Source organism: Synechococcus sp. BDU 130192 (genome assembly GCF_963876085.1).
GTDB lineage: Bacteria > Cyanobacteriota > Cyanobacteriia > Cyanobacteriales > MRBY01 > MRBY01.
In genome coordinates, this window is record NZ_CAWNNO010000033.1 from 70,364 (window position 1) to 92,263 (window position 21,900).

21 protein-coding genes are annotated in these 21,900 nt (G+C 49.7%); 11 read left to right on the top strand and 10 right to left on the bottom strand.

Annotation, left to right across the window (positions count from 1 at the left end; translation table 11 throughout):
- Window positions 1–14: 14 nt before the first annotated feature.
- Window positions 15–1,163 (bottom strand): hypothetical protein, encoded by a 1,149-nt coding sequence (locus tag AACT35_RS08915; RefSeq protein WP_143596813.1) that lies wholly within the window; start codon window positions 1,161–1,163, stop codon window positions 15–17.
- A 213-nt stretch (window positions 1,164–1,376) separates the two neighbouring features.
- Window positions 1,377–1,913 carry a hypothetical protein gene (locus tag AACT35_RS08920; protein WP_254048071.1) on the bottom strand — a complete coding sequence of 179 codons (537 nt, stop codon included), beginning with the start codon at window positions 1,911–1,913 and terminating at the stop codon, window positions 1,377–1,379.
- A gap of 683 nt (window positions 1,914–2,596) precedes the next feature.
- Here AACT35_RS08920 and AACT35_RS08925 point away from each other — a divergent pair.
- On the top strand, window positions 2,597–3,796 hold the full coding sequence (locus AACT35_RS08925; protein WP_099240610.1) for a YihY/virulence factor BrkB family protein: 1,200 nt from the start codon (window positions 2,597–2,599) through the stop codon (window positions 3,794–3,796).
- Between the two features lie 38 nt (window positions 3,797–3,834).
- Here the strand turns inward: AACT35_RS08925 and metK are convergent, their stop codons facing one another.
- The 3 genes from metK to AACT35_RS08940 all read right to left on the bottom strand — a co-directional run bounded on the left by metK (window position 3,835) and on the right by AACT35_RS08940 (window position 6,651).
- Complete coding sequence (metK, locus tag AACT35_RS08930) at window positions 3,835–5,088, bottom strand: methionine adenosyltransferase (protein ID WP_099240613.1); 1,254 nt, start codon at window positions 5,086–5,088, stop codon at window positions 3,835–3,837.
- A 133-nt stretch (window positions 5,089–5,221) separates the two neighbouring features.
- Window positions 5,222–6,214 carry a UDP-glucose 4-epimerase GalE gene (gene galE / locus AACT35_RS08935; RefSeq protein ID WP_099240615.1) on the bottom strand — a complete coding sequence of 331 codons (993 nt, stop codon included), beginning with the start codon at window positions 6,212–6,214 and terminating at the stop codon, window positions 5,222–5,224.
- 89 nt (window positions 6,215–6,303) lie between these two features.
- Window positions 6,304–6,651 (bottom strand): hypothetical protein, encoded by a 348-nt coding sequence (locus AACT35_RS08940; RefSeq protein ID WP_012307328.1) that lies wholly within the window; start codon window positions 6,649–6,651, stop codon window positions 6,304–6,306.
- Window positions 6,652–6,783: 132 nt separating this feature from the next.
- Here AACT35_RS08940 and AACT35_RS08945 point away from each other — a divergent pair, with 132 nt between their 5' ends.
- Genes AACT35_RS08945 through AACT35_RS08955 form a run of 3 tightly spaced genes read left to right on the top strand, consistent with a single transcriptional unit; the run spans window position 6,784 to window position 9,378 of the window.
- Entirely contained in the window at window positions 6,784–7,374 is a 591-nt protein-coding gene (locus AACT35_RS08945) for a DUF3727 domain-containing protein (RefSeq protein WP_030007472.1), read from the top strand.
- A complete protein-coding gene (gene mltG / locus AACT35_RS08950; RefSeq protein ID WP_254048072.1) occupies window positions 7,364–8,452 on the top strand; it encodes an endolytic transglycosylase MltG in 1,089 nt (362 codons plus the stop codon). Before AACT35_RS08945 ends, mltG begins: the two co-directional genes overlap by 11 nt.
- Window positions 8,453–8,472: 20 nt before the next feature.
- Window positions 8,473–9,378 carry a tRNA (5-methylaminomethyl-2-thiouridine)(34)-methyltransferase MnmD gene (locus AACT35_RS08955; RefSeq protein ID WP_099240617.1) on the top strand — a complete coding sequence of 302 codons (906 nt, stop codon included), beginning with the start codon at window positions 8,473–8,475 and terminating at the stop codon, window positions 9,376–9,378.
- Here the strand turns inward: AACT35_RS08955 and AACT35_RS08960 are convergent.
- Genes AACT35_RS08960 through AACT35_RS08975 form a run of 4 tightly spaced genes read right to left on the bottom strand, consistent with a single transcriptional unit; the run spans window position 9,329 to window position 14,785 of the window.
- Window positions 9,329–10,459 (bottom strand): ABC transporter permease, encoded by a 1,131-nt coding sequence (locus tag AACT35_RS08960; RefSeq protein ID WP_099240621.1) that lies wholly within the window; start codon window positions 10,457–10,459, stop codon window positions 9,329–9,331. The two genes, AACT35_RS08955 and AACT35_RS08960, sit on opposite strands and share 50 nt — an antisense overlap.
- A gap of 10 nt (window positions 10,460–10,469) precedes the next feature.
- Entirely contained in the window at window positions 10,470–11,576 is a 1,107-nt protein-coding gene (locus AACT35_RS08965) for an ABC transporter permease (protein WP_099240623.1), read from the bottom strand.
- Window positions 11,577–11,579: 3 nt separating this feature from the next.
- Window positions 11,580–13,541, bottom strand: coding sequence for an ATP-binding cassette domain-containing protein (locus AACT35_RS08970; protein WP_254048073.1), 1,962 nt, complete (start codon window positions 13,539–13,541; stop codon window positions 11,580–11,582).
- A 2-nt stretch (window positions 13,542–13,543) separates the two neighbouring features.
- On the bottom strand, window positions 13,544–14,785 hold the full coding sequence (locus AACT35_RS08975; protein WP_099240626.1) for an HlyD family secretion protein: 1,242 nt from the start codon (window positions 14,783–14,785) through the stop codon (window positions 13,544–13,546).
- Between the two features lie 66 nt (window positions 14,786–14,851).
- Here AACT35_RS08975 and AACT35_RS08980 point away from each other — a divergent pair, with 66 nt between their 5' ends.
- The 4 genes from AACT35_RS08980 (at window position 14,852) to AACT35_RS08995 (ending at window position 17,337) form a co-directional block, all read left to right on the top strand.
- The gene (locus tag AACT35_RS08980; protein WP_143596814.1) at window positions 14,852–15,691 is read left to right on the top strand and encodes a hypothetical protein; all 840 of its coding nucleotides are present in this window, start codon (window positions 14,852–14,854) and stop codon (window positions 15,689–15,691) included.
- Window positions 15,688–16,071 carry a hypothetical protein gene (locus tag AACT35_RS08985; protein ID WP_099240630.1) on the top strand — a complete coding sequence of 128 codons (384 nt, stop codon included), beginning with the start codon at window positions 15,688–15,690 and terminating at the stop codon, window positions 16,069–16,071. The genes AACT35_RS08980 and AACT35_RS08985 overlap by 4 nt, the downstream gene beginning before the upstream one ends.
- 2 nt (window positions 16,072–16,073) lie before the next feature.
- Complete coding sequence (locus AACT35_RS08990) at window positions 16,074–16,706, top strand: hypothetical protein (RefSeq protein WP_099240633.1); 633 nt, start codon at window positions 16,074–16,076, stop codon at window positions 16,704–16,706.
- A gap of 124 nt (window positions 16,707–16,830) precedes the next feature.
- On the top strand, window positions 16,831–17,337 hold the full coding sequence (locus tag AACT35_RS08995) for a hypothetical protein (protein ID WP_099240635.1): 507 nt from the start codon (window positions 16,831–16,833) through the stop codon (window positions 17,335–17,337).
- Window positions 17,338–17,568: 231 nt separating this feature from the next.
- On the opposite strand, the gene AACT35_RS09000 is transcribed toward AACT35_RS08995, so the two are convergent.
- A complete protein-coding gene (locus AACT35_RS09000; protein WP_099240638.1) occupies window positions 17,569–17,877 on the bottom strand; it encodes a type II toxin-antitoxin system prevent-host-death family antitoxin in 309 nt (102 codons plus the stop codon).
- Window positions 17,878–18,044: 167 nt separating this feature from the next.
- On the opposite strand from AACT35_RS09000, the gene AACT35_RS09005 reads away from it, so the two are divergent.
- From AACT35_RS09005 to AACT35_RS09015, 3 genes are read left to right on the top strand one after another with little or no spacing between them, the layout of a single operon-like run.
- The gene (locus AACT35_RS09005; RefSeq protein WP_254048074.1) at window positions 18,045–19,928 is read left to right on the top strand and encodes a WD40 repeat domain-containing serine/threonine-protein kinase; all 1,884 of its coding nucleotides are present in this window, start codon (window positions 18,045–18,047) and stop codon (window positions 19,926–19,928) included.
- Window positions 19,929–19,966: 38 nt separating this feature from the next.
- A complete protein-coding gene (ychF, locus tag AACT35_RS09010) occupies window positions 19,967–21,061 on the top strand; it encodes a redox-regulated ATPase YchF (protein ID WP_012307340.1) in 1,095 nt (364 codons plus the stop codon).
- Window positions 21,062–21,065: 4 nt separating this feature from the next.
- On the top strand, window positions 21,066–21,842 hold the full coding sequence (locus tag AACT35_RS09015) for a DUF6816 family protein (protein ID WP_099240643.1): 777 nt from the start codon (window positions 21,066–21,068) through the stop codon (window positions 21,840–21,842).
- Window positions 21,843–21,900: the final 58 nt, after the last annotated feature.

The window sequence follows — 21,900 nt, forward strand, 5'->3', positions numbered from 1 at the left end:
AGCACCGTCGTCCCTTATGCCTTACGAATATTCAAAAAACGCTGGTATTTCTGATAGAGGGGTAAACCGGGGAAATCCTGCTTAAAAATATCCGGCACATCATAATCATTGGGGGGATAGGTGTCTTTAATCGTCTGTAACTCCCCGGCAATTTGTTCCCACTTTCGGAGATCCCCCAGGAGAGCCTTAAACTCAGCCCCTGCATTTTTATTGCGGTAGTTCAATGCGAGAAAGTGAAACACTTTGACGTGGCCCAAAAGGTTATTTTGGTTCCTCGGCATCCCCATCGCCGAACACAGCGTGTAAACCGTTTCCTCGATCTCCGAAACCCGCTGTTCCAAAACCTCTAGATCGGTGCCAATCGGCTGTGTCAACACTTCCTGGGCCAGTTTAAAGGTTGATAACAGCAGAGAATAGCGGGATTTTAGGTTCCGTAGAATGTTCAGCAACTTCACGCCACTTTTATAACGACTAACCTCTTTAATTGCCAAAATATAGTTTTTGGTGACCCGCAGGCCCTCATCGGTTTTAAATTCCTTGAGGAAAGGGGTAACTCTCGCTTTCATTTCAAGGACAATTTCGGTGCTGTCGGTGTGGTGGTCTAAAATATCGGCGATCGCCTCGTAGACCTTAAGCTGAGTCGGGCTGCGATACAGAAATTCCGTTTCGTTAATCAAGACAAAACTTTCAAGGGAAAATAACATCACCTCAAACAAATCAATCGTATTCTTGAGGTTTTTGAAGGTGCCCATGTTCAGATCGATTAAAATCCGAATCCGAAAGAAATCAAGGAACTCCTGATTGCCGAATTTTCGATTTTCCAAGCCCTGGAGGGTGATCGCTTTCGTTTCAAGTTGCTTCCAAAGCTGCCCATAGCGATCAAGAGAATAAGGCGGAACCGCAGGTTTCGCAAAATAGTTTGTGACCTTCTCCACCAAGCTCTTGTTGCCAAAAATCGGCTTCTTCCAAAAGGAATCGGCGGTTTTTTCTTCCGTCGATGGGGACTCTGGGGCCGCCGTCGTCTGATTCGTCGTACCTTGAGGGGTGGGAGTTATTTTGAGGTCAAAGTGAGCCTGGAGTACACCAAACTCTTCCTGGGTAAGCTGACCTTCCTTGACTAAAGAGAGTAGACGCTCTAATTGTGGTGCGTTATTGATGGGCATGCTTTCCTCACTGATTTGATCAAATAACCCCAGCGCTACCATGTAGTGTATCTCTCCCCTGGGGTTTGTTACATTGCGTTGTTGATCTTTTACGAAACCGCCGAAAAATTACTGAAATAATTTTTCCATTGAGCGAGGCGTCAACCCAAGATCAAAAATTCCCCACCCCTTGCCCAATCTTGGGCCTCAACATTGAGTCTTAACTATTCGTTCCTAGAAGCGAATTTGGCTAGAGTGAATCATCCCCATGCCGCCGCAGACATCGGTATAGAACCAATTTCCTTGGTTGCCGTAGAGGTTGATGGTTTGGCGCGATCGCACGGTGCACAAAATTGGCCCATTGGGGTAAGTGCGGACATTCGAGGGGGGAGCAAAGACAAAAGCAGTATCATTCGCGCCCGTATTACCAGGATTACCATCACAGACAAAGTTCAGCATATTTTGGGTGGCCGTGGATCTGGGGCTATGGGTCACACCATCATGGAAGCTCGTCCAGGTGTTATCCCAACAATGGGCCTGGGCATTAATTTTCATTTGGCCGAGGTAGTAAGTGAAGTTAACACTACGTTCACTAGCCCGCCGGATGGAACAACGATCCACATTGACACTCGCACCAGTCACCGCTTGACCCATATAGACGTTGCAGGATTGGGCATTGAGATTTTTCTGGGGGCCTAGGGCTGTGGCCAGGACTAAACCGAGGGGGACTAGCAACAGACTTAGGGATTGGTGCATTGTAGGGTGTAACATATCAGTTACCTCCACCATCAAAAAAGTAATGTAGGGCTAATAATATTGTCGCTATTTTTCCCTGCAACAACGGCTTGTTTTTATAAAAAGTAATAACAAATGGCTTGAAAAATTTAATTTTTTCTTTATCTTATTTTTTAACCGATTTAAAAATTATTCAATAAGAGAATTGTTCTTAAAAACAGAGGATTTAAGCCATTAACCAAAAAAATCGCTTTAGAAAGTAAGGCTTGACCCGATGGGGTTGAGGGGTGATTCCCCACATTTGGAGATCGTTTGACTCTTTTGAAGGATTTATAACCCAGAGAAAAATAAAAAGTTCTGGGTCGTATTTCTATATTTTTTTTGATTGATATTTTCTCACTACTTTTTATTCAGATTGAAAAAGATTTTTTTCGGCAGCAACCTATCAAATATCGCACCATTGGTAAACTTTGGGCGTGATTTTCGTCATGAAGATGTACTTGATAATCCTGTCAGCTGACCAGATAATTTTTGGGTAGTGCGACAGCGGCCTGACGTGGCTTTGTACTTTGGGAGGAGACGCGAGGCGATCGCCAAGGGAGTTTTGATCGATAAACTAATAGGTAGTGGTACTGTACTTCTTGGAATCTCAAAATGTTTCAGCAAATGCAGCTGCATAAACACGCCCCAGAAAATATGTTGCCCCGATCGGTCAGGCGATGAAACGTTTTTTGCGGTTTTTTTTATTTCTGAATCACCGAACGCTGTATTGGACGATCCGCCAGGCGTTACGACGGCGACTGTTGGGGCTTTCGGCGGAGATTGCCTTTAACGTCATGCTGTCCTTGTTCCCGACGATTATTATGGCGTTGACGGCCCTGGGCTTATTCACGGCCACCCTCGATAACCAGACCATTCTACAGTTGGCGAGCTATTACGAAGATGTGATGCCGGTGTCGGTATGGACGCTCCTACGGGAGTTCGCGGCAGAAATTAGCAAAACTCCCAGTAGAAGTTTATTTTCGGTTAGTTTTATCGCGACGATCTGGGTCTCGTCCGGGGCGCTGAGTGCGGCAATGAATGCCCTCGATCAAATCCACGAAATCCCCCCGGAACAACGGCGTCCTTTCTGGAAAGCAAAGTTGATGTCGATTTTTATTACCCTGGGGGCGATCGCCCTTTTGATTTTTGCCTCATTTCTGGTGCTGGTGGGCGATAGCGTCATTAAAGTCGGGCTCGATTTAATTGTGCGCTTACCTGTAGATACGACGGGGGTCAATGTCCTGGTCACCCTCTGGCGGCTATTGAGTTTCCCGTTAGCGTTGGGGTTAGGGACGGGCATTATTGCGATGGTGATTAACATTCTGACGAGTCCCCCCGATCGGCGTCATCCGCTACGCAAACTCAAACAGATGTCCTTTGGTTTAGTGATCGCCCTCATTGCCTTTTTCGCCCTGTGTTTTTCGATTCTCTTTATCCAAAATCTGATTGTCGATATGGAGATCAACTATGATCTGGCAAATCTGTTGGTCATTCTCTGGCGTTTTCTGAGCCTGCCCGTCGCCTTGGCGATCGTTTCCATTGCCTTTGCTTTTATCTACAGCATGGGTTCTAGTCGCCTGATTAAAGGTATGCCCATTTTGCCCGGTGCCGTTCTGGGAGCTGTTTCCTGGGCGATTATCTCTTCTCTATTTCGCCTCTATGTTGCCAACTTTGGCCAATATAACCGTGTCTATGGGGCTGTGGGGACGGCGATTATTCTGATGCTTTGGCTCCAACTCAGCGCCCTGGTGATGCTCCTAGGGGATCAGCTTAATGTCGTTGTCGGCGAAGCAATGCTTGCAGATGCCCTCAAACGCGGCGATCACCAACTCAACAAAAATCCCCCACTGCCAGAAGAAGCACCAGGGGAAATTTAATTAGCTTTTGAGGTTTAGGACGTCAGTACGCAAGAAAACTAGGCAACTGTTGCCGTGGCCAGTTCCTGTTTGAGAATATCTACCTTATCCAAACGTTCCCAGGGAAGATCTAAGTCTGTCCGACCAAAATGTCCATAGGCGGCCACATCCTGATAAAAACGCCCATTACGCTGACTCGGTAAATTGCGCAGATCGAAAGCCTGGATAATCCCCGCCGGACGCAGTTCAAAATGTTTTTGCACGACTTCGAGCAACCGATCCTCATCGACGCTGCAAGTACCAAAGGTCTCGATCATCACACTCACTGGACGAGCCACCCCAATCGCGTAGCTCACCTGCACCTCACATTTTTCCGCAAGGCCCGCTGCGACAATATTTTTCGCCACATAACGGCAAGCATAGGAAGCACTGCGGTCTACCTTAGTGGGATCTTTGCCGGAGAAAGCACCGCCCCCGTGACGAGAATAGCCACCGTAGGTATCGATAATAATCTTGCGGCCCGTAAGTCCAGAATCTCCCTGGGGGCCACCAATGACAAACTTACCAGTGGGATTTACCAGGAACTTCGTACTGTCACTTAAACCCACCGTTGCCCCGACAAAAACAGGTTTCATCACTTTTTCCAACAGATCCGCCTTGATCTTGGCCTGAATCTCCGTATTGTCTGTGAGTGCCCCAATGGTCTCTGTGTGTTGGGTCGAAATCAAAATCGTATCGATCCCCACGGGTTTGCCGTCCTCGTAGATCACCGTGACTTGGGTTTTACCGTCGGGGCCGAGGTAAGGCAGTTCACCGCTTTTGCGCACTTGGCTCAATTTCAGAGACAAACGATGGGCCAAACTAATGGGGAGAGGCATGAATTCGGGTGTCTCGTTGCAGGCATAGCCAAACATTAACCCCTGGTCTCCGGCACCAATTTCATCGAGTTGGTCGTCACTGAGTTTGTCCCGTTGCTCCTGGGCGCTGGTGACCCCCTGGGCGATGTCGGGGGATTGTTCATCCAGGGCAACCATCACAGAGCAGCTATTGGCAGAAAAGCCATTATCGGCATTGGTGTAGCCAATTTCTTTGATTTTCTGGCGAGCCACCTGGATAAAATTCACATTCGCTTGGGTTGTTAGTTCACCCGTAATCAGCACCAAACCGGTATTGGTCACAACCTCAGCAGCAACACGGCTACTGGGATCAGCAGCAAGTACGGCATCTAAAATTGCATCGGAGATTTGGTCACAAATTTTATCGGGATGTCCCTCGGTGACGGATTCGGAGGTAAAGAGATAACGACGAGACAATGTTGTATATCCTCTTGAGTTTAGAAAGTGGACAAGCGGGGTAGTGGCTTTTTATTTTATCTGGTTGAGTTCCTTTCTCTTTCAGAATTCGGGAGTTTCTGCTTGGCGATCGCCAATTTTCCTGACCGCTAGGTTAACCATGCCGCCGTTGGTGCCAGTGCCAAGCATGTTGCAAAATAGTTTCCAGGTCAGCATATTGGGGTTGCCAACCCAGAACTGTACGGGCTTTTTCACTGCTTCCCACGAGGCTGGGGGGATCACCGGGGCGACGGTCGGTGGCGATCGCCTTGATCTCTTTGGCGGTAATTTTGCGGGCGGCCTCAATTACCTCTTTAACCGAAAAACCGTTGCCATTGCCGAGGTTAAAGGCATTGGTTGCCCCGCCTTGCAGTAAATATTCCAGACCTAAAACATGGGCATCGGCGAGGTCACTCACATGGATATAATCCCGGACGCAAGTGCCGTCGGGGGTAGGATAATCGGTGCCAAAAATGGAAATATGCTCCCGTTGACCGAGGGCCGCAAAGAGCACCAGGGGGATCAAGTGGGTTTCGGGGTTGTGGTCTTCTCCTAGGTGACCATTGGGATCAGCTCCCGCTGCGTTGAAATAACGGAACATCACCGACCGCAAGCCATAGGCCCGGTCAAAATCCCAGAGCATTTTTTCCACCATCAGCTTGCTCATGCCGTAGGGGTTGATTGGGTTTTGGGGATGAGCTTCAGGGATGGGAATTTCGCTTGGTTCGCCGTAGGTGGCACAGGTAGAAGAAAAGACAAACTGCTTGACTCCCGCTGCGATCATCGCCTCCAGGAGTGTTAAAGTCCCGACCACGTTATTGCGATAGTATTTGGCGGGCGCTGTGACCGATTCCCCCACGTAGGCATAGGCGGCAAAGTGCATCACCGCATCGATTTTGTGGTCTGCAAATATTTGATCTAACAAAGGGCGATCGCCTGTGTCCCCAACGATCAGTTCCGCTTTGAGCACCGACGCCACTAAATCTCGATGACCATAGACCAAGTTATCTAGCACGATGACCCGATAACCGCGCCGTTGCAGACTCAATACCGCCTGGGAGCCAATGTAACCCGCTCCCCCCGTGACTAAAACTGTTTTGTCTGCCATGGCTGTCCCCCTGTTTCTCTTCTAAATGACCGCTAGAACATTCGTGCAATTAACTGGTTCGGCATCCAATCTTTTCTCAAATTCAGAAACTAGAATTTAGACACCTTCCCATGGAGCCAATTTACCAGGAGAGTCGGGCAATTTTTCATAAACCAACGCCAGGCCAAAATCCGAAAAATAGGCTTAGAAAATCGGGCAATGTATTTCGCCAAGCGATTGAGGGGACGGCGGCGGACTTTTTTGTTGATTAAATTCACCGAGCCAATGTCGTAGAGGCATTCTAAAACCAGTTTGACCGTGGTCTCTTCCCGCAAAAACATGGTTTCAATGAGCAGCAACATATCCTGGAGGCGTTTCTCTTCAAATTCTTGCTCCTGGACGGTTTTTGTGAGGGGGGCTGTAACCTCGGATTGGACAGTAATTGGGGCTTTGGACATGGGCAGATCACAATGGGCGCATTGAAAACATCATAGTGGGAGTTTAGGGGGCCTGTACAAATCAAAACTTTGGCCCACTGCGTGATATTCTGAGAGAAATTATTTCTGTTCCTTTTTTGCCAGCCACTGTCTATGTCTTCGCCTTCTTTTGATTCCGGACGGGAGCTTGATGCTCAGGACATCGTTACCCTCACCGATGCCATGGGGCGATCGCTAGATTGTTACGTTGAGAATGAAATTACCCAGGATGGCACTGAGTATTATTTCCTGATGCCAGTAGACCAGCCAGTGGTAATCCTCGCTTGGGACGAAGATGAAGCCGAGGAGAGCGATTTACCGGAAACGGAACTGGTTGAAGATCCAGAGGAACTTGCAGAAATTTTCCCCGATGCCAAGGCGGTACTGGCAGAACATGATTTAATCCTCCAGGATACAGCCCATGTGATGACCGTCCGTGGTGAGTTGCCCCCCCTGGAAGAGGATAAAATTCTCTCTTTAGAGATTGAAGATGATGACTTTGAAGACGAAGAGCTAGAGGCTGAAGAGTTACAGGAATTAGCGCGCTTCTACCACCTCGACCAACTGTATAGCATCTACACGCCCCTAGAGCCGATTCCCATTTTTGTGAAGGTGACTGAGGATGAAGAAATGGAGATCCTCGAACCTGGGGATCCGATGATCCAAAGTTTAGTTGATACGCTCCTGCTCCAAGATGCCGACTAATGCGCCCCCCAAAACGCAACCCTTAGCACAGCGCGAACGGGGCTTTCCTTGGTTTTCTGGGATCCTCGCCCTGACAGTAGCGATCGCCTTTTGGCAGAGTTGGGCCTGGTGGCGATGGGCGATCGCCCCTGGGGAAAATGCCGACCAGACGGTACAACTCGACATTCCGGTCGGTACAGGCGCAGCCCAAATTGGCGAAGATTTAACGGCTTTGGGTTTAATCCAATCGCCCAAGGCGTGGCAGATCTGGGTAAAGTGGCTCAGGCTCACGGATCGAGGCGGCAGTCTCAAGGCGGGCACCTATCAATTTCCGCCCAACCAAGATCTCCCGGCGATCGCCCAGCAAATTTGGTCGGGGGACGTGGTGCAGACGAGCGTGACGATCCCCGAAGGTTGGACGATCCAACAGATGGCAAATCGTTTTGAAGCTCTGGGGTTTTTTCCGGCCACGGAGTTTATTGCGGCGACTCAGACCATCCCCCGTGAGCAATTTCCCTGGTTGCCAGCAGATTTAACCTCCTTAGAAGGCTTTTTATTTCCCGACACCTATTTTCTCGATACCGCCCAGCCCAGCCCCCCAGCGATCATTGAGCAGATGTTGGGCCAATTTGAGGCGGTGGTCTTGCCCTTCTATGAGGCCGAAACGGTGCCTTTAGACTTATCCCTCACAGAATGGGTGACCCTAGCGAGCATTGTGGAAAAAGAAGCGGTGATCCCTGAAGAGCGACCTTTGATTGCCGGGGTATTTGTCAATCGCCTGGAACAGGGCATGCGCCTGGAAACAGATCCGACGGTGGAATATGGCCTCGGCATTCGCCAAACGAAGGAACAGCCCCTCACCCTTGAGCAGGTGCGCACCCCTAATCCCTACAACACTTATCTCAATGAAGGTTTACCACCAGGGGCGATCGCCTCACCGGGACTAGCCAGTTTTCGGGCCACCTCCAATCCTGAAGCGACGGACTTTTTATTTTTCGTGGCCAACTACGACGGCACCCATGTTTTCAGTGAAACCCTGGCAGAACATGAAGCCGCCACCCAACGGATCCGCGCCGCCATCGACGGTGAAACGGAATAGTTAAAAAAGCAATCGTGACGATGTCTAGCTTGGTGCCCCAGTTAACAGCCGACGGTTCCTATACGTTTTTCTCTGAGGAGTTTCAGGAGCATTTCCACTCCCAGGTGGGGGCCAAACGGGAGGCTAAGGAAAAATTTCTTCTGCCCTGTCGGATCGCCGAACTCGCCCAACAACCCCAACTCCGGCTTTTGGATGTTTGCTATGGCTTGGGTCATAATACCGCAGCAGCCCTCACGGAAATTTGGCGCGTTAATCCCCACTGTCAAGTCACCTTATTTGCCCTAGAAAAAGACCAGGCGATCGCCCTCGATAGCATTCAGCAAAATATCCTGGCGGCCTATCCCGAAACGGTGGTGTCTCTACTCTGGGAATTGAGCGAAAATCTTCAGGTCGAAACAGGCCGATTCAAAGCTCAATTGCTCACAGGAGATGCACGGCAAACGATCCAACGAGTGATTCAGGCCAATTTTCAGGCCGATGCCATCTTTCTTGATCCGTTTTCACCGCCAAAATGTCCCCAACTTTGGACGGTGGAATTTCTCAATTTAGTGGCCCAATGCCTTGCCTCCGACGGCTATTTGGCGACCTATTCCTGTGCGGCGGCGGTGCGGGTGGCCCTCCAGGCAGCAGGTTTAAAGCTCGGCAAAACCCCCGGTGTCGGTCGAAAGTCTCCCGGAACCCTAGCGCGGTTTATTCCTGAGAATCTGACGCCTTTGTCCCAACAGGAGCAGGAACATCTTCTCACCAATGCGGCGATCGCCTACCGCGATCCGACCCTCCAGGACGATGCAGCAACAATTTTGCAACGGCGACGGGACGAACAAAAATCTAGCCAGCGGGAATCCACAAGTCACTGGAAAAAACGTTGGTTAGCCCTCAATTCAACTGTGCCCGAAAACGATGCACACTCACCGACAACAAAATAATCGCAAACCCTAGCAATGCCAAAATATTCGGCCACAGGGAGTCAATCGCCACCCCTTTGAGAATCAAACTCCGGGCGATCGCCACATAATGGCGCAGCGGGTCAAACCACGAGAGAATCTGGAAAAATTTCGGCATACTCTCAATCGGGGCGATCGCCCCAGAAAGTTGGATAATTGGCGCATTAAAAAAGAATGACGTTAAGACCACCTGTTGCTGGGTGCGGGACAGAGTTGCCAGTAAAATTCCTAAACCGATACTCACAAAAACATACAGGCCAGAGAGGGCATAAAAAATCAAAAAATTGCCGCGAAAGGGCAAGTGAAAGATAAATTTTCCCATCGCCGATGCAATTAAAACATCCCCCATTAAAAGGATAAATAAGGGAATGATTTTTGCCAGAAGAATTTCCCAGCCTGATGCCGGAGTCATGAGTAATTGCTCTAGTGTTCCCACATCTTTTTCGCGAATGACAGTCACTGAAGAAATCAGAGAACCCGTTAATGTTAACACTAAACCAATCACTCCCGGCACAAAGAACCAACTACTAATCAAACCGGGATTATATAAAAAACGACTTTGGCTTTCGACGGGGGGCGTTTTAAATTCAGGATTTTTTTGGCGAGTATATTGATTCACAATTTGATTAATATAGCCATTTGTAATGCCTGCAGTATTGGCATCAACCCCATCAATAAAAACTTGTACTTCCGTTGAATTGCCTTGGTTTAAATCTCGACCAAGGTTGGGCGGAATAATTAATCCGGCGGTTAATTTACCATTCCGTACTTGCTCCTGTAACTGAGCTTCATTTTTAGGGATTGACTCAATTTGAAAGATGTCATTTTCCGTCAAGGCAAAAACAAATTCACGACTTTGGGCAGAATTAGCATAATCGATTAAACCTAAACTGAGGTGATCGACATTGGGACTGAGGGCTAAACCAAAAACTAATAATTGAATCGTCGGCGGAAAAATCAGGAGAAAAATAGATTGGCGATTTTTGAGGATTTGGCGAATTTCCTTGAGGGTTAATGCCCAGAAATGACCATCAAAAAAATCTTGTAGTAAATTAATTTTCATACATCAATATTTAGTCCGATATCTGCATATTTTCCATGATTTTTGTGGCAGCTTTAAACAGGATTAAACCAATAATCCCGACCACAATGGGTACATGCCAAATACTGTGCCAACCACTACCCCGCACAAAGGCATCACGGGTCAGTAAAATGTAATAGCGGGCGGGAATAATATTGGAGATTAATGATAAGGGAAAGGGAATATTTTCTAAGCGATAAATAAAGCCAGAGAGTAAAAATGAGGTCAAAAATCCGGCGATCGCCGTGCCTTGGACTGCGGCATTTTGGTTGCCGCCCCGTGCGCCGATAAATAACCCGAACGACACCGCCGCTGCGAGGTAAATGGCTGTGCCAATGATCAAGGGGAAGGGACTGGTTTGGAGGCGGATATGGAACAACGCAAAGGAGACGGTCATCACAACAAGGGTTTCGGCGATCGCCACCAGCCAGTACGCCAATCCTTTCCCTAACAGCCATTCCGTAGCACTGAGATCGGAGGCATACACCTGCACAGCGGTTCCCTGTTCCTTTTCCCGCACGACTGCAATAGCGGCAAGCATCGACGGAAACACCCAAAACACCACCCCAAAAATCCCCGGCACAATGTACAGGGCTTCCTCCCGACCGGGATTAAACCAAATGCGCACCCGCGCTTGAATTCCTTCGGGACGTTGGGCATTGGGCAGAGTTTGGATAAAAAAGTTGGTTACCGCCCGCACACTGTTTTGGATCACCCGCGCATTATTCACATCGGTGCCGTCGATCAGGGCTTGCACCTTGGCATTGCCCGCCGCTACATCTGCCGCAAAAGTCGGGGGAATGACGATGGTCGCCTTGGCTGTGCCCCGATCCAGTGAGGATAACGGCGAAGTTCCAGCGAGGGGCGTGGGAATAAATTGATTCGTGGCAAAGAGCCGTTCCACATAGCTGCGGCTCAGGGGCGAATTGTCGAAATCCTGAATGCTGAGGGGAATATTTTTGGTTTCTAACCGGATCGCATAGCCATAAATTAACAACATCCCCAAGGGCAGCACCAACGCTAAAGCCACCGTTAGGCGATCGCGGCTAAATTGCGCCAGTTCCTTTTTCGCTTGGGACAAAATTCGTTTGATGCTCATTATTTAACGTAGATCCTCCGCCCGTTGCACTGTGCCAATAAAGGAATCTTCGAGGGTAAAGGGAATGGGGCGCTGGCTATAAATTTCAATCCCTTCTTGCTGTAAGGTTTGCTGGACAAAATTTAAGTCTTGGGCGGGATGATCTAAAACGAGGTGCAGGCGATCGCCAAAAATCGACACCCGCCAATGGGCTAATTTTTCCTTGAGTAAATCCGAACTGTGCTGAATTTGGTTGGTACAAAGCTCGATCAATTGCCCTGGTTGTGCCGCCTTAATCTCCGTCGGGGAACCCTGCGCCACAATTTCCCCCGCCACCATAAACGCCATCCGATTACAATTTTCCGCCTCCTCTAAATAGTGAGTGGTGACAAGAATCGCCGTCCCCTGTCGCGCAAAATCCCGAATTAAGCGCCAAAACTGCCGTCGCGCCACCGGATCCACCCCCGAAGTCGGTTCATCAAGAAATAAAATATCCGGCTCGTGCATCACCGACGCGCCAAAGGCGACCCGCTGTTTCCAACCCCCCGGTAAACTGCCCGTTGTGATTTTTTCCCGACCGAGTAACCCACAGGTTTCCAACACCCACGCGATTTTTTCCCGTCGCAATTTTCGGGGAATACCGTACACGCCGCAATAAAATTCCAAATTTTGCTGAATACTCAGATCATCGTACAGGGTAAATTTTTGGCTCATGTACCCAAGGCGCGATCGCACCTCAGACCGATGCAAATTTTCGCTTTCGCCCGCTAACTGTATCAGTCCTGCTGTCGGTGGCAAGAGACCGCAGATCATTTTAATCGTGGTAGTTTTGCCTGCGCCGTTTGCGCCGAGGAGTCCATAAATTTCGCCGTAGTGGACATCGAAGGTGACATTTTTTACCGCCTGAAATTCGCCAAAGGTTTTTTGCAGTTGTTGGGCAGAAATGGCGAGTTTTGGGGCTTTTGGGTTGGCATTTCCCCGTTTGCGGTAATAGGGGAAGGATTTATACACCGGATCTGCTCCTTGCTGCCGCAGGTGGTTTACAAAGACATTTTCGAGGGTCGGTTCATTCGCTTCTAAACTATGTAGAGTGATATTGTCTTGGGCTAAGGTTTGGGTGATGTCCCGCTGGGCTTGAGTAACATCAGGGGTCAAAATATCGAGGCGATCGCCAAAGGATTGCACATCGATCACCGTTTCCGGCGCTTGGTTGCGTAACAATTTTTCCGCTGCGGTTAAGGGAGTCGCCCGCAATTCCAAGCGATGTAACCCTAAATTTCGTTGCAATTCCCCCAGTGTGCCAAGCTGCTGAATTTCCCCCTCATAAATCAGGGCGAGGCGATGACAGCGTTCCGCCTCATCCAGATAGGGCGTTGCCGTTACAATCGTCACCCCCTGGGCCGCAATCCCCGCCAGCAAATCCCAAAACTCCCGCCGCGACACCGGATCAACCCCCGTCGTCGGCTCATCGAGCAACAAAATTTTCGGCTGGGCAATCAACGCACAACATAACGCCAGCTTCTGTTTCATCCCCCCCGACAACTGCCGCGCCAACCGATCTGGAAACTGATCCAAATTCATCAATTTCAGTAGATGCCGATGGCGATCGCCAAATATCCGCTCTGGCACATTCCGTAAGCCTGCCACATAGCGCAAATTTTCCAGAATACTCAGATCCAAATACAGTGAAAACGTTTGCGTTAAATAGCCCACATCCAAGCGGGACTCCTGTGGTGTTTTGCCGAGCATGGCCACCGTTCCCGCCGTGGCCCCCATCACCCCCGCCAAAATCTGAAAAGTACTCGTTTTCCCGGCCCCATCCGGCCCAATCAGCCCAAAAATTTCCCCTGCCTTAACCGAAAAATCAATGCCCCGCACCGCCCGCACCGCGCCATAGTCTTTCCGCAGTCCCGCCACCTGAATCGTCGTTTCCCCGTAGCGTAACCCGTTGCTAAAAGTTGAATGATTGCTCGTCGCTGTCATCATCGCTATCGCTGCACATTTTGGGTCGCATCCGTCAAAATCGTCGCATCCGCAGGCATTCCCGGTTTCGCAAAACCCGCTTCATTTTCAATCTGCAATTTCAACCCAAACACCTGGGTTACCCGATCATCCCGAAAATAAATATTCTCCGGCGTAAAGGAAGCCTCCGTATCAATTGCCGCCACCGTTGCCCGTAAAGGTTCCTCCGGCGCAGAATCTAAAAACACCGCTGCCGCCTGCCCAATTTGAATCGCCCCCACCTCTTTTTCAGGAATAAAGCCCCGTAGATACACATCCCCCAAATTCACTAGGGTTAACAGGGTTTTTCCCGTTGCCACCACTTCCCCCGGTTCGGCGGTGCGCGTTAACACCACCCCATCGATGGGACTGACCAATTCTAAATCCTGGAGTTTCGCGGCAATTTCGTTGTAATTGGCTTGGGCATTTTGCACTTGGGCTTGGGCGGCATTGAGTTGGGTTTGGGCTTGGGCGAGTTGGGTTTGCAACCGTTGCACCTGTACAGCACGAATATCTGGATTGAACTGGCTGGCTTGGGTTTGGGTGAGATTTCCTTCGGCGGTTTTCACCTGTTCAGCGGCGGCAGCCACCACGGCACGGCGGGCATCGAGGTTTTCCTTCGTCGATAAATATTGGGTTTGGGCCTGTTCTAAGCGCTGCTTGGACACCACACCGGATGCGTACAATTCCTGAAAGCGATCGCCATCGGCTTTGGCAAGGGCGAGTTCAGCTTCGAGTTGTTTCACCTGAGCTTGGGCTTGGGCGAGTTGGGCTTTCGCAGCGGCAACATTGGCTTGGGCGGCATTCACCCGTCCGACGGTGTCGTCCTGGGCTTGCTGTTGGGTGAGTTGGGCTTCGGTGATCTGATTTTCGATGACGGCGATTTGCAGTTGGGCTTGGTTCACCTGTTGCTGGGCGGCGTTAATCCGAGCCTGTGCGCCATCAAGGGATGCTTGTAATTCTGCACTGTCGAGGGTGACGAGGACTTGCCCTTGTGTGACAGTATCTCCTTCCCGCACGGCGATCGCCTCTATTTTCCCGCCTACCTTGGCGCTAATATCCGTTTCATAGCCTTCAATTCTGCCACTGAGTTCGATGCCTTGGGTGGGTTCCGGACGGAGGAAATAATTTACAAGACCAACGCCCAATCCCCCCACCAGCACGATGGGCAGCGCAATTTTAAAAAATTTTGGAATGCCTTTGTTTTGGGTCGTTGTGGCGGCAGTCATCACATTTCTAGGAGATTTTCGTCGTTAATCTAACTACCTTTCATTATGGAAGGGATACGCCGGGGGATGGCTCAGCACGTAGTATTTCGACAAATTGCCATCGCTGATAAGGTTTATCTATTTTTGGCGACACCCGGCAAAATTCCAGGGAAAATGGTGGGCAACTTCAGGCGATCGCCCATGGCCAATCTCAAAATCCCGCAGCAAGAGTATTGCCCCTACGCCCAATATTGGGAACCGAAATCGACCCCAGAAGGTTATGTGCTCTCAGCAGAATCTCCCCAATCGAGAAGCTGGGCCGCGATGGGCTGTGCGGGTCTTTTTATTACGGTGTGGCTGGGGATTTGGTGCGGGGTTTCTTTTACGATGTTTGCGATCGCCTTAGTACAGATCTTCCAAGGCCCGACATTAGGATCCATATTTATGTTGCTGTTCCTAATTCCCTTTGTGGCCATTGGTGTGGGCGGACTGATTTGGGTCGGGCGACTCCTCTACCAAAAATATCGAATCAAAACTGGGGTACTGATTTTACCAACCTATCCACTCTACGCTGGGGAAACCTATCGGGTGCGCTATCGGCGCCCCTTGCGTAACGGGCAAACAACCCAAACCGCCCTTTTATCTGCCACTTGGCTGCATTATGAATGGGTGCAATATTATCGCGGCACAGACCTCGAAACCGTGACCCACGGGCTTTCAACCCAGGCTTGCTTGGAACGCGCCATTGGTCGGGGAGTCAAGCAACTGGAATACACAATCGATCTGACTATTCCCGCCGATGCCAAGCCGAGCATCTACGCGCCGCCCCACAATCAACTGCGCTGGGAACTTCAGGTGCGTTGTCATTTGCCCCAGGTTGTGCGGGATACATCTTTTTTTAAGTTAAGGGTGGTGAGTAGACCATGACAACGCTGAAAACGCCCATTACGCTACATCTCGACCGTGATGCAGTCAGTTTGGGAGAGAGATTATCGGGTGATTTTGTCTGGCGGTCAGAAAATCCAGACCGTTGCCCGAAAAAAGCGACGGTTTCTATTCTGTGGTCAACGGAAGGCCGAGGCAAAGGCGATCGCCACCGGGTCAGTTCCCAAATCCTTGACCCAAATATGGTGCTGAATCTCATGGGGCGAAACCATCCTTTTGCGTTTGAGATTCCGTTGGATGCCCCCATTTCCTACGATGGCTTTTTATTTCGGTTGATCTGGTCTGTGGAAGTACGGATCACGTTTCCAGGCTTGTTTAGCGACAAAGATACAGCGGTAGCTTCTTTTCAGGTATTAGCTTAGCCATGGCGACAAATCCTTACCAGGCCATCGGTTTACGGCACAATCCCTTTATTGGCACGGAACAACTGGCGCAAAACATCACTTTTTGGCTGGATCGCGGTTATTCTGAAGCACCCTTACCAGGGAGAAATCAGTTTGTGCAAATCCTGGGGGAAAAGGGTTTCGGGAAAACGGCCCATCTGCACCATTGGCGATCGCAGACGGGGGGAAGTTATTGCTATGTGCCGCCCAATTATCTCCAGCGTTGGCAGTGGCTAAAAACGGGGGCGATCGCCTATTGGGACGAAGTAGATCGCCTGCCCCTAGGGTTATTTCTGGGGGGACTGCTCCGGGTGCGTTTCCGGCGGGGGACGGTGGTGGTTGGTAGCCATGTGGATATTAGTTTTTGGGCGAAACTGGTGGGGCTGAAAACAACAACGATTCAGCTGCCGCCCCTCGACATACCCACTTTGCAAGCTTGGGCCGCGTTCAAAATTGCGGCAACCACCATCCCGGATCAGACTTGCCCTTTAATCCTTCCCCCAGAAAAGGCAGCGGAAATTGTGACCCAATCCCAGGGATCTTGGCGACGGGCCGCAGATTATCTCCACATCTGGGTGGCGGCGATCGCCTTTTCAAATTCACAACAAAATTGACTCAACTGTAATGGAAAAAAATTCAAGTCATCTTGTCGAGCCACTGCATCAGTAATTTGTTTGATTCACTACAAAAGTGCAGATATTCACCATCAGTTCTGTTTTTTTAAGTGGAGAAAAACCAATGACTATTTCTTTCAAAGCCCTTTCTTTCGCAACCCTCGGTACCCTTTCTTTAACTACTGGCTTCATGCTCAACGCAGTGAATGCTTCACCATTGCCCCGATCCAAGCCCCTGACTCAAATTAGTCAATCTAGACAATCCCAAACCTTTGATCTGCGACCGATTCCCGCCCAAAATATTTTTCAACCCCAGTTCGATCTGGCTGCTCCCGTTTCTCTCGTTGGTCGTTGGCAGGGGAATATGGGCAGTGTTGGCGATGATGTTTTAACTAACTTTGATGTGACGTTGTCCCCTGGGGGCAATGGTTCCTGGAAGCTTTACGGTGGCCAGGGTGTGATGCAACAAGGAACCGCTTCGGCTTCACTTCAAGGGAGTAATGTCACCATTCAGCTCAATGGTTTTTCTGGGCAAACTGTCGTCCTCGAAGGCACCCTCCAAAATGGCAGTACGAAGATTTCCGGTAAACTAGCGGGCTATCCCAATAGCTTCTTCAATCTTCAAAAGTAAGACTAAGACAATGTACAAATGATGCAAAATTTGGCAGCAGCACTGAAATTATCCCGCAAGATAATGGCAGTGCTGATTATTTTGTTGGCGATCGCCTCAATGTATGTATAGAGCATTACCCTCCTTTACCAATAGCTTCATGTGGTAGGCAGAAATGGGTTAAACACAGGCACTTCCGCTTTCTCAAAATCTTCTACTCTGAGATCACGTTTGTATCCAGTAACCAGCCCTTCATAGCTCCACTTCTCTAACGGGACTCTGAACACCCGACGACTCAAAATCCAGGCTATTCAAAGGGGATTGAGAGAGTAGTTCGTGAATATTGGGTTGTTTCAATAAAGGTAAAAGTTTAGCGAATTGATCCGCAGCGAGGATAACAACTGCATCTTTTCCTCGTACTGTGACCAGTTGTGGATCAGCATCCTGCGCTAGACGCACCACCTCACTAAACCGGGCTTTGGCCTCTTCTAATTTCCAAGTCTGAAGATTCTCTAAACTGTGGGCTGCCGCATCGCCAGAAGAAACCGAAAATGAAGTCATTTTTCTTACCTGACTATATCTAGTTAGATACTAACCTAGAGGCGATCGCCTTGTAGATTGCACCTAAGGGATCTACAAAAATCTCCGGAAAAATAGGGAATCAATTTTCACTTTGGAAATTACAGGGACTATCCCCGTTAGTTTACGGGGAAAGTTTTAACGGAACGATGGCTTCCTGCCACAATGGAAAGGTTTCTGTGCGATCACCACTGATGATTCTTTGCCTGAATCCCACTTGTTCCCAACCCCGTAACCCTGATCAGGGGAAATTTTGCATGGCCTGTGGTCAACCCCTGGTGTTAGGCGATCGCTATATAGTCCGGCAAGTGCTGCACCAGGGGACAAAGGGGCGCACTCTCTTGGGCATTGACCGGGGCACTTTTCCTGAGAGTTATTGCATTCTTAAGCAAGTTTTTCTGACCCAGAGCGTGCAGGCCCAGCAGTTTGTGGAAACGTTCCAGGAGAATGCGGCGCGGTTAAAAACGTTAGGCGATCGCCCGGAATTTCCGACGGTTTTAGGGCTATTTTTACCGGAACATTGGCATCAAATCACGATTCCACCGACCCTTGTGTTTGAAAAAATTGCTGGGGAAAGTTTACGGCAGCGGCTCGATCTTATGGGGCCATTCTCCGAGGCAAAATTACGGGAGTTTCTCCAAGACATTCTCCCCTTGGTACAACTCATTCATGATCATGGGCTAATTCATCGAGATCTGAATCCGGATAATCTTCTATTTACCCCAGCACAGCATTGGGCGATCGTCGATTTTACGGCGGCAAAGGTAACCTCAAAAATGGCCAGCGCAGAACCCGGCACCCTAATCGGTTCGGGGATTTACACCGCCCCAGAGCAACTGCGGGGTCAAAGTTATCCTGGCAGCGATCTTTACAGCCTGGGGGTGATCTGCCTGGAACTGCTCACCTCAATTCATCCCTTTGATCTCTACAGTGTGCGCGAAAATCGCTGGGTCTGGCGGGATTATCTCACCACACCGATTAGCAATAATCTGGGCCACTTACTGGATCAAATGCTGGCTGAAGCCGTTGGCGATCGCCCCCAATCTGCCCAGGCGATCCTCGATCAACTTTTCCCAACCGCCAGACCAGTCACCCCAAAACCGATACCGCGAGTTGCCCCCGAACCGCCTCAAATTATTTCCCTAATTGAACCCAGCCCCGTGCCCCAATGGTATTGTTTTCGCACTTTTACGGTCCACCACGCCTACATTACCGCTTTGCAGTTTGCCCCGGATAGTCAGTTCCTTGCCAGTGCTGCCGCGGATCAAACGATTCGCCTCTGGGATCTAGACCGCCGTCGGGAAGTTCGTTGTTTGCGGGGGCACCGGGGAATTATTTCTGGGTTGGCCTTTTGGGGCGATCGCCTCATTTCTGGCAGTTGGGACTACACCATTCGCCTCTGGAATTGGCAACAGGGAGAACAGACCGCTTGTCTCCAGGGAAGATCGACTTGGATTCAGGGGCTTGCTTGCTGGGAAAAAACAGGGCAATTAGCCACTTTGGGGGCCGATCAAGAAATTGTTGTCTGGGATTTAACGACACAAAAAATTCTCTACACTTTTACCGTATCGGGTGCTCAACTGATCCGAGCATCCCAGGCGAAAAACCAGCTCTGGCTCGCCCAGGGAAATGGTTTAACTTGCTATGAACAAGGCCAGTCTGTTCAAACTCTCCCGGAACATCAAGGGGAAATTCTTGATTTTCAAGTGAGTGCCGATGGTCAATTTTTAATCAGTATCGCCACGGATCAGACCCTCAAAATTTGGCCCCTCGCTTCTGATTACACACCCAAAATTCTCCGGCCAGTCATTCCTTTTACCCAATTGGCGATCGCCCCAAACCAGCGCTTTTTTGCCGGCGGCGATCGCCAAGGAAACCTTTCCCTCTGGCAACTGGGTCAGGAGCAACCCTTTGTGCAACTGGCCGCCCATACTGCCGAAATTAAGGCGATCGCCATTGCCCCAGACAGTCAAGTTATTGCCACTGCCGCCGCCGATAAAACCATTAAACTCTGGCGATTCGGGATACAATGACCACCGAGCAAAAACAAGAATTTAAAACATAAAGCCCCATGCTACGAGCCGGAATCGTCGGACTGCCCAACGTTGGAAAATCCACCCTTTTTAATGCCCTCTGTGAAAATGCCAAAGCAGACGCGGCTAACTTTCCTTTTTGTACCATCGAGCCCAATGTGGGGGTGGTGGCGGTTCCCGATGGGCGTCTTGATGTCCTCGCCGACATTTCCAAATCCGCCAAAATTGTCCCCACCCGCATCGAATTTGTCGATATCGCTGGCTTGGTAAAAGGGGCGAGCCAAGGGGAAGGTTTGGGCAATCAGTTCCTCGCTAATATCCGTGAAGTGGATGCGATCGTCCATGTGGTGCGCTGTTTCGACGACGATGACATTATCCATGTGTCCGGTTCCGTTGATCCGATCCGCGACATTGAAGTGATTAGCCTAGAGTTGATCCTCGCCGATTTGGCCCAAGTGGAAAAACGTCTCGACCGCGCCCGCAAACAAGCCAAGAGCCGCGCTAAGGAAGCTCTGTTGGAAGTGGCCGTTTTAGAAAAGATTTTGCCCGTCCTCGAAGATGCTCGTCCAGCCCGGGAAGTGGAACTAGATGAAGAGGAAGAACTGGCGATTAAAGCCCTTGGTTTGCTGACCCGCAAGCCTGTAATCTATGCGACCAACGTTTCCGAAGAAGATCTCGCCGACGGTAATGCTTGGGTAGAACAGGTCAGGGAGTTAGCCCAGCAGGAAAATGCCCAGGTGGTCGTGGTTTCGGCCCAAGTAGAAGCAGAATTAGTGGAATTAGACGCCGCTGAAAAGAAAGATTTCTTGGAATCTCTCGGCGTAGAAGAAGGAGGTTTGCAATCTCTCATTCGCGCCACCTATGAACTGTTGGGTTTACGAACCTATTTCACCACTGGCCCAGAAGAAACCCGTGCTTGGACAATCCATGTGGGAATGAAAGCGCCCCAGGCCGCCGGGGTAATTCACACAGACTTTGAACGGGGCTTTATCCGGGCGGAAACGGTGGCCTATCAAGATTTGGTGGATTGTGGGGCAATGCCTGCGGCCAAGGAAAAGGGCCTAGTGCGTGCGGAAGGAAAAGAATACTTAGTCCAGGAAGGGGATGTGATGTTGTTCCGGTTTAATGTCTAGGGCAATGGTCAAGATTTGGGGAAAAGTGCTTGTTCTGGGTTTATTGATTTGGTTTTTGGGGTGGAGTCCGGTTTGGGCTGAATCCCTAGGCGATCGCCTTGAGCGTTATCCCCAGTGGCAGGATCTACCAAGCTTGAATCCGGTGCAAACTGGAGAAGATCTGATTTATCCTGATTGGTTTGCGGGCACCTGGCAGGTCGCGAGTACCCTGATCGACCAGGTGGCTCCCCTCGCGCCGGATTTAGTGACACCTGGCTTTGCCGCTAACGAAACATTAATTGGTCAGCCTTTTCTGTTTCGGGTTCGGTTTCAACTCCAGACGAACTTTTTGGTAAAACCTTTATCTTTACCGAGGCAGACTGCGGCGGCGATTGTGGCAGACCGGGCATTTAATGGTGCTGAAATCGCCCAGGCGTATCTAGGCGAAAAAACGGTACAAAAAGTAGAAGTCGATCCCCAGAATCCTAACCGCCAGTTAACGATTTTAAAAGGCGATCGCCGCCTCATTTCCACTGTCACAGGCCGCGCCCAAGCTCAACCTAAACCCGACCAGTTTTTCAGTAGTGAACTCACCCAACAGCAATTTCAAAGTAGCGAGCAAATCTACCTGAATCGCGTTGAAACAACGACGGATTATCAACAGCTTGACTCCGATCATGTTACAGCCAATCAAGTAACTGCGATTTATTTGTCTCCCAGTGATCCAGACTTTTTCCAGGCCCAAAATAAACCTGTAGCCCTTTACCATTACCATTTAGATTTAACGAAAATTTCTGAATAAATCAGGAATTTTAAACACGTTTCAGAACGATTTTTAATACAAAGCTAATCTTTTAAAA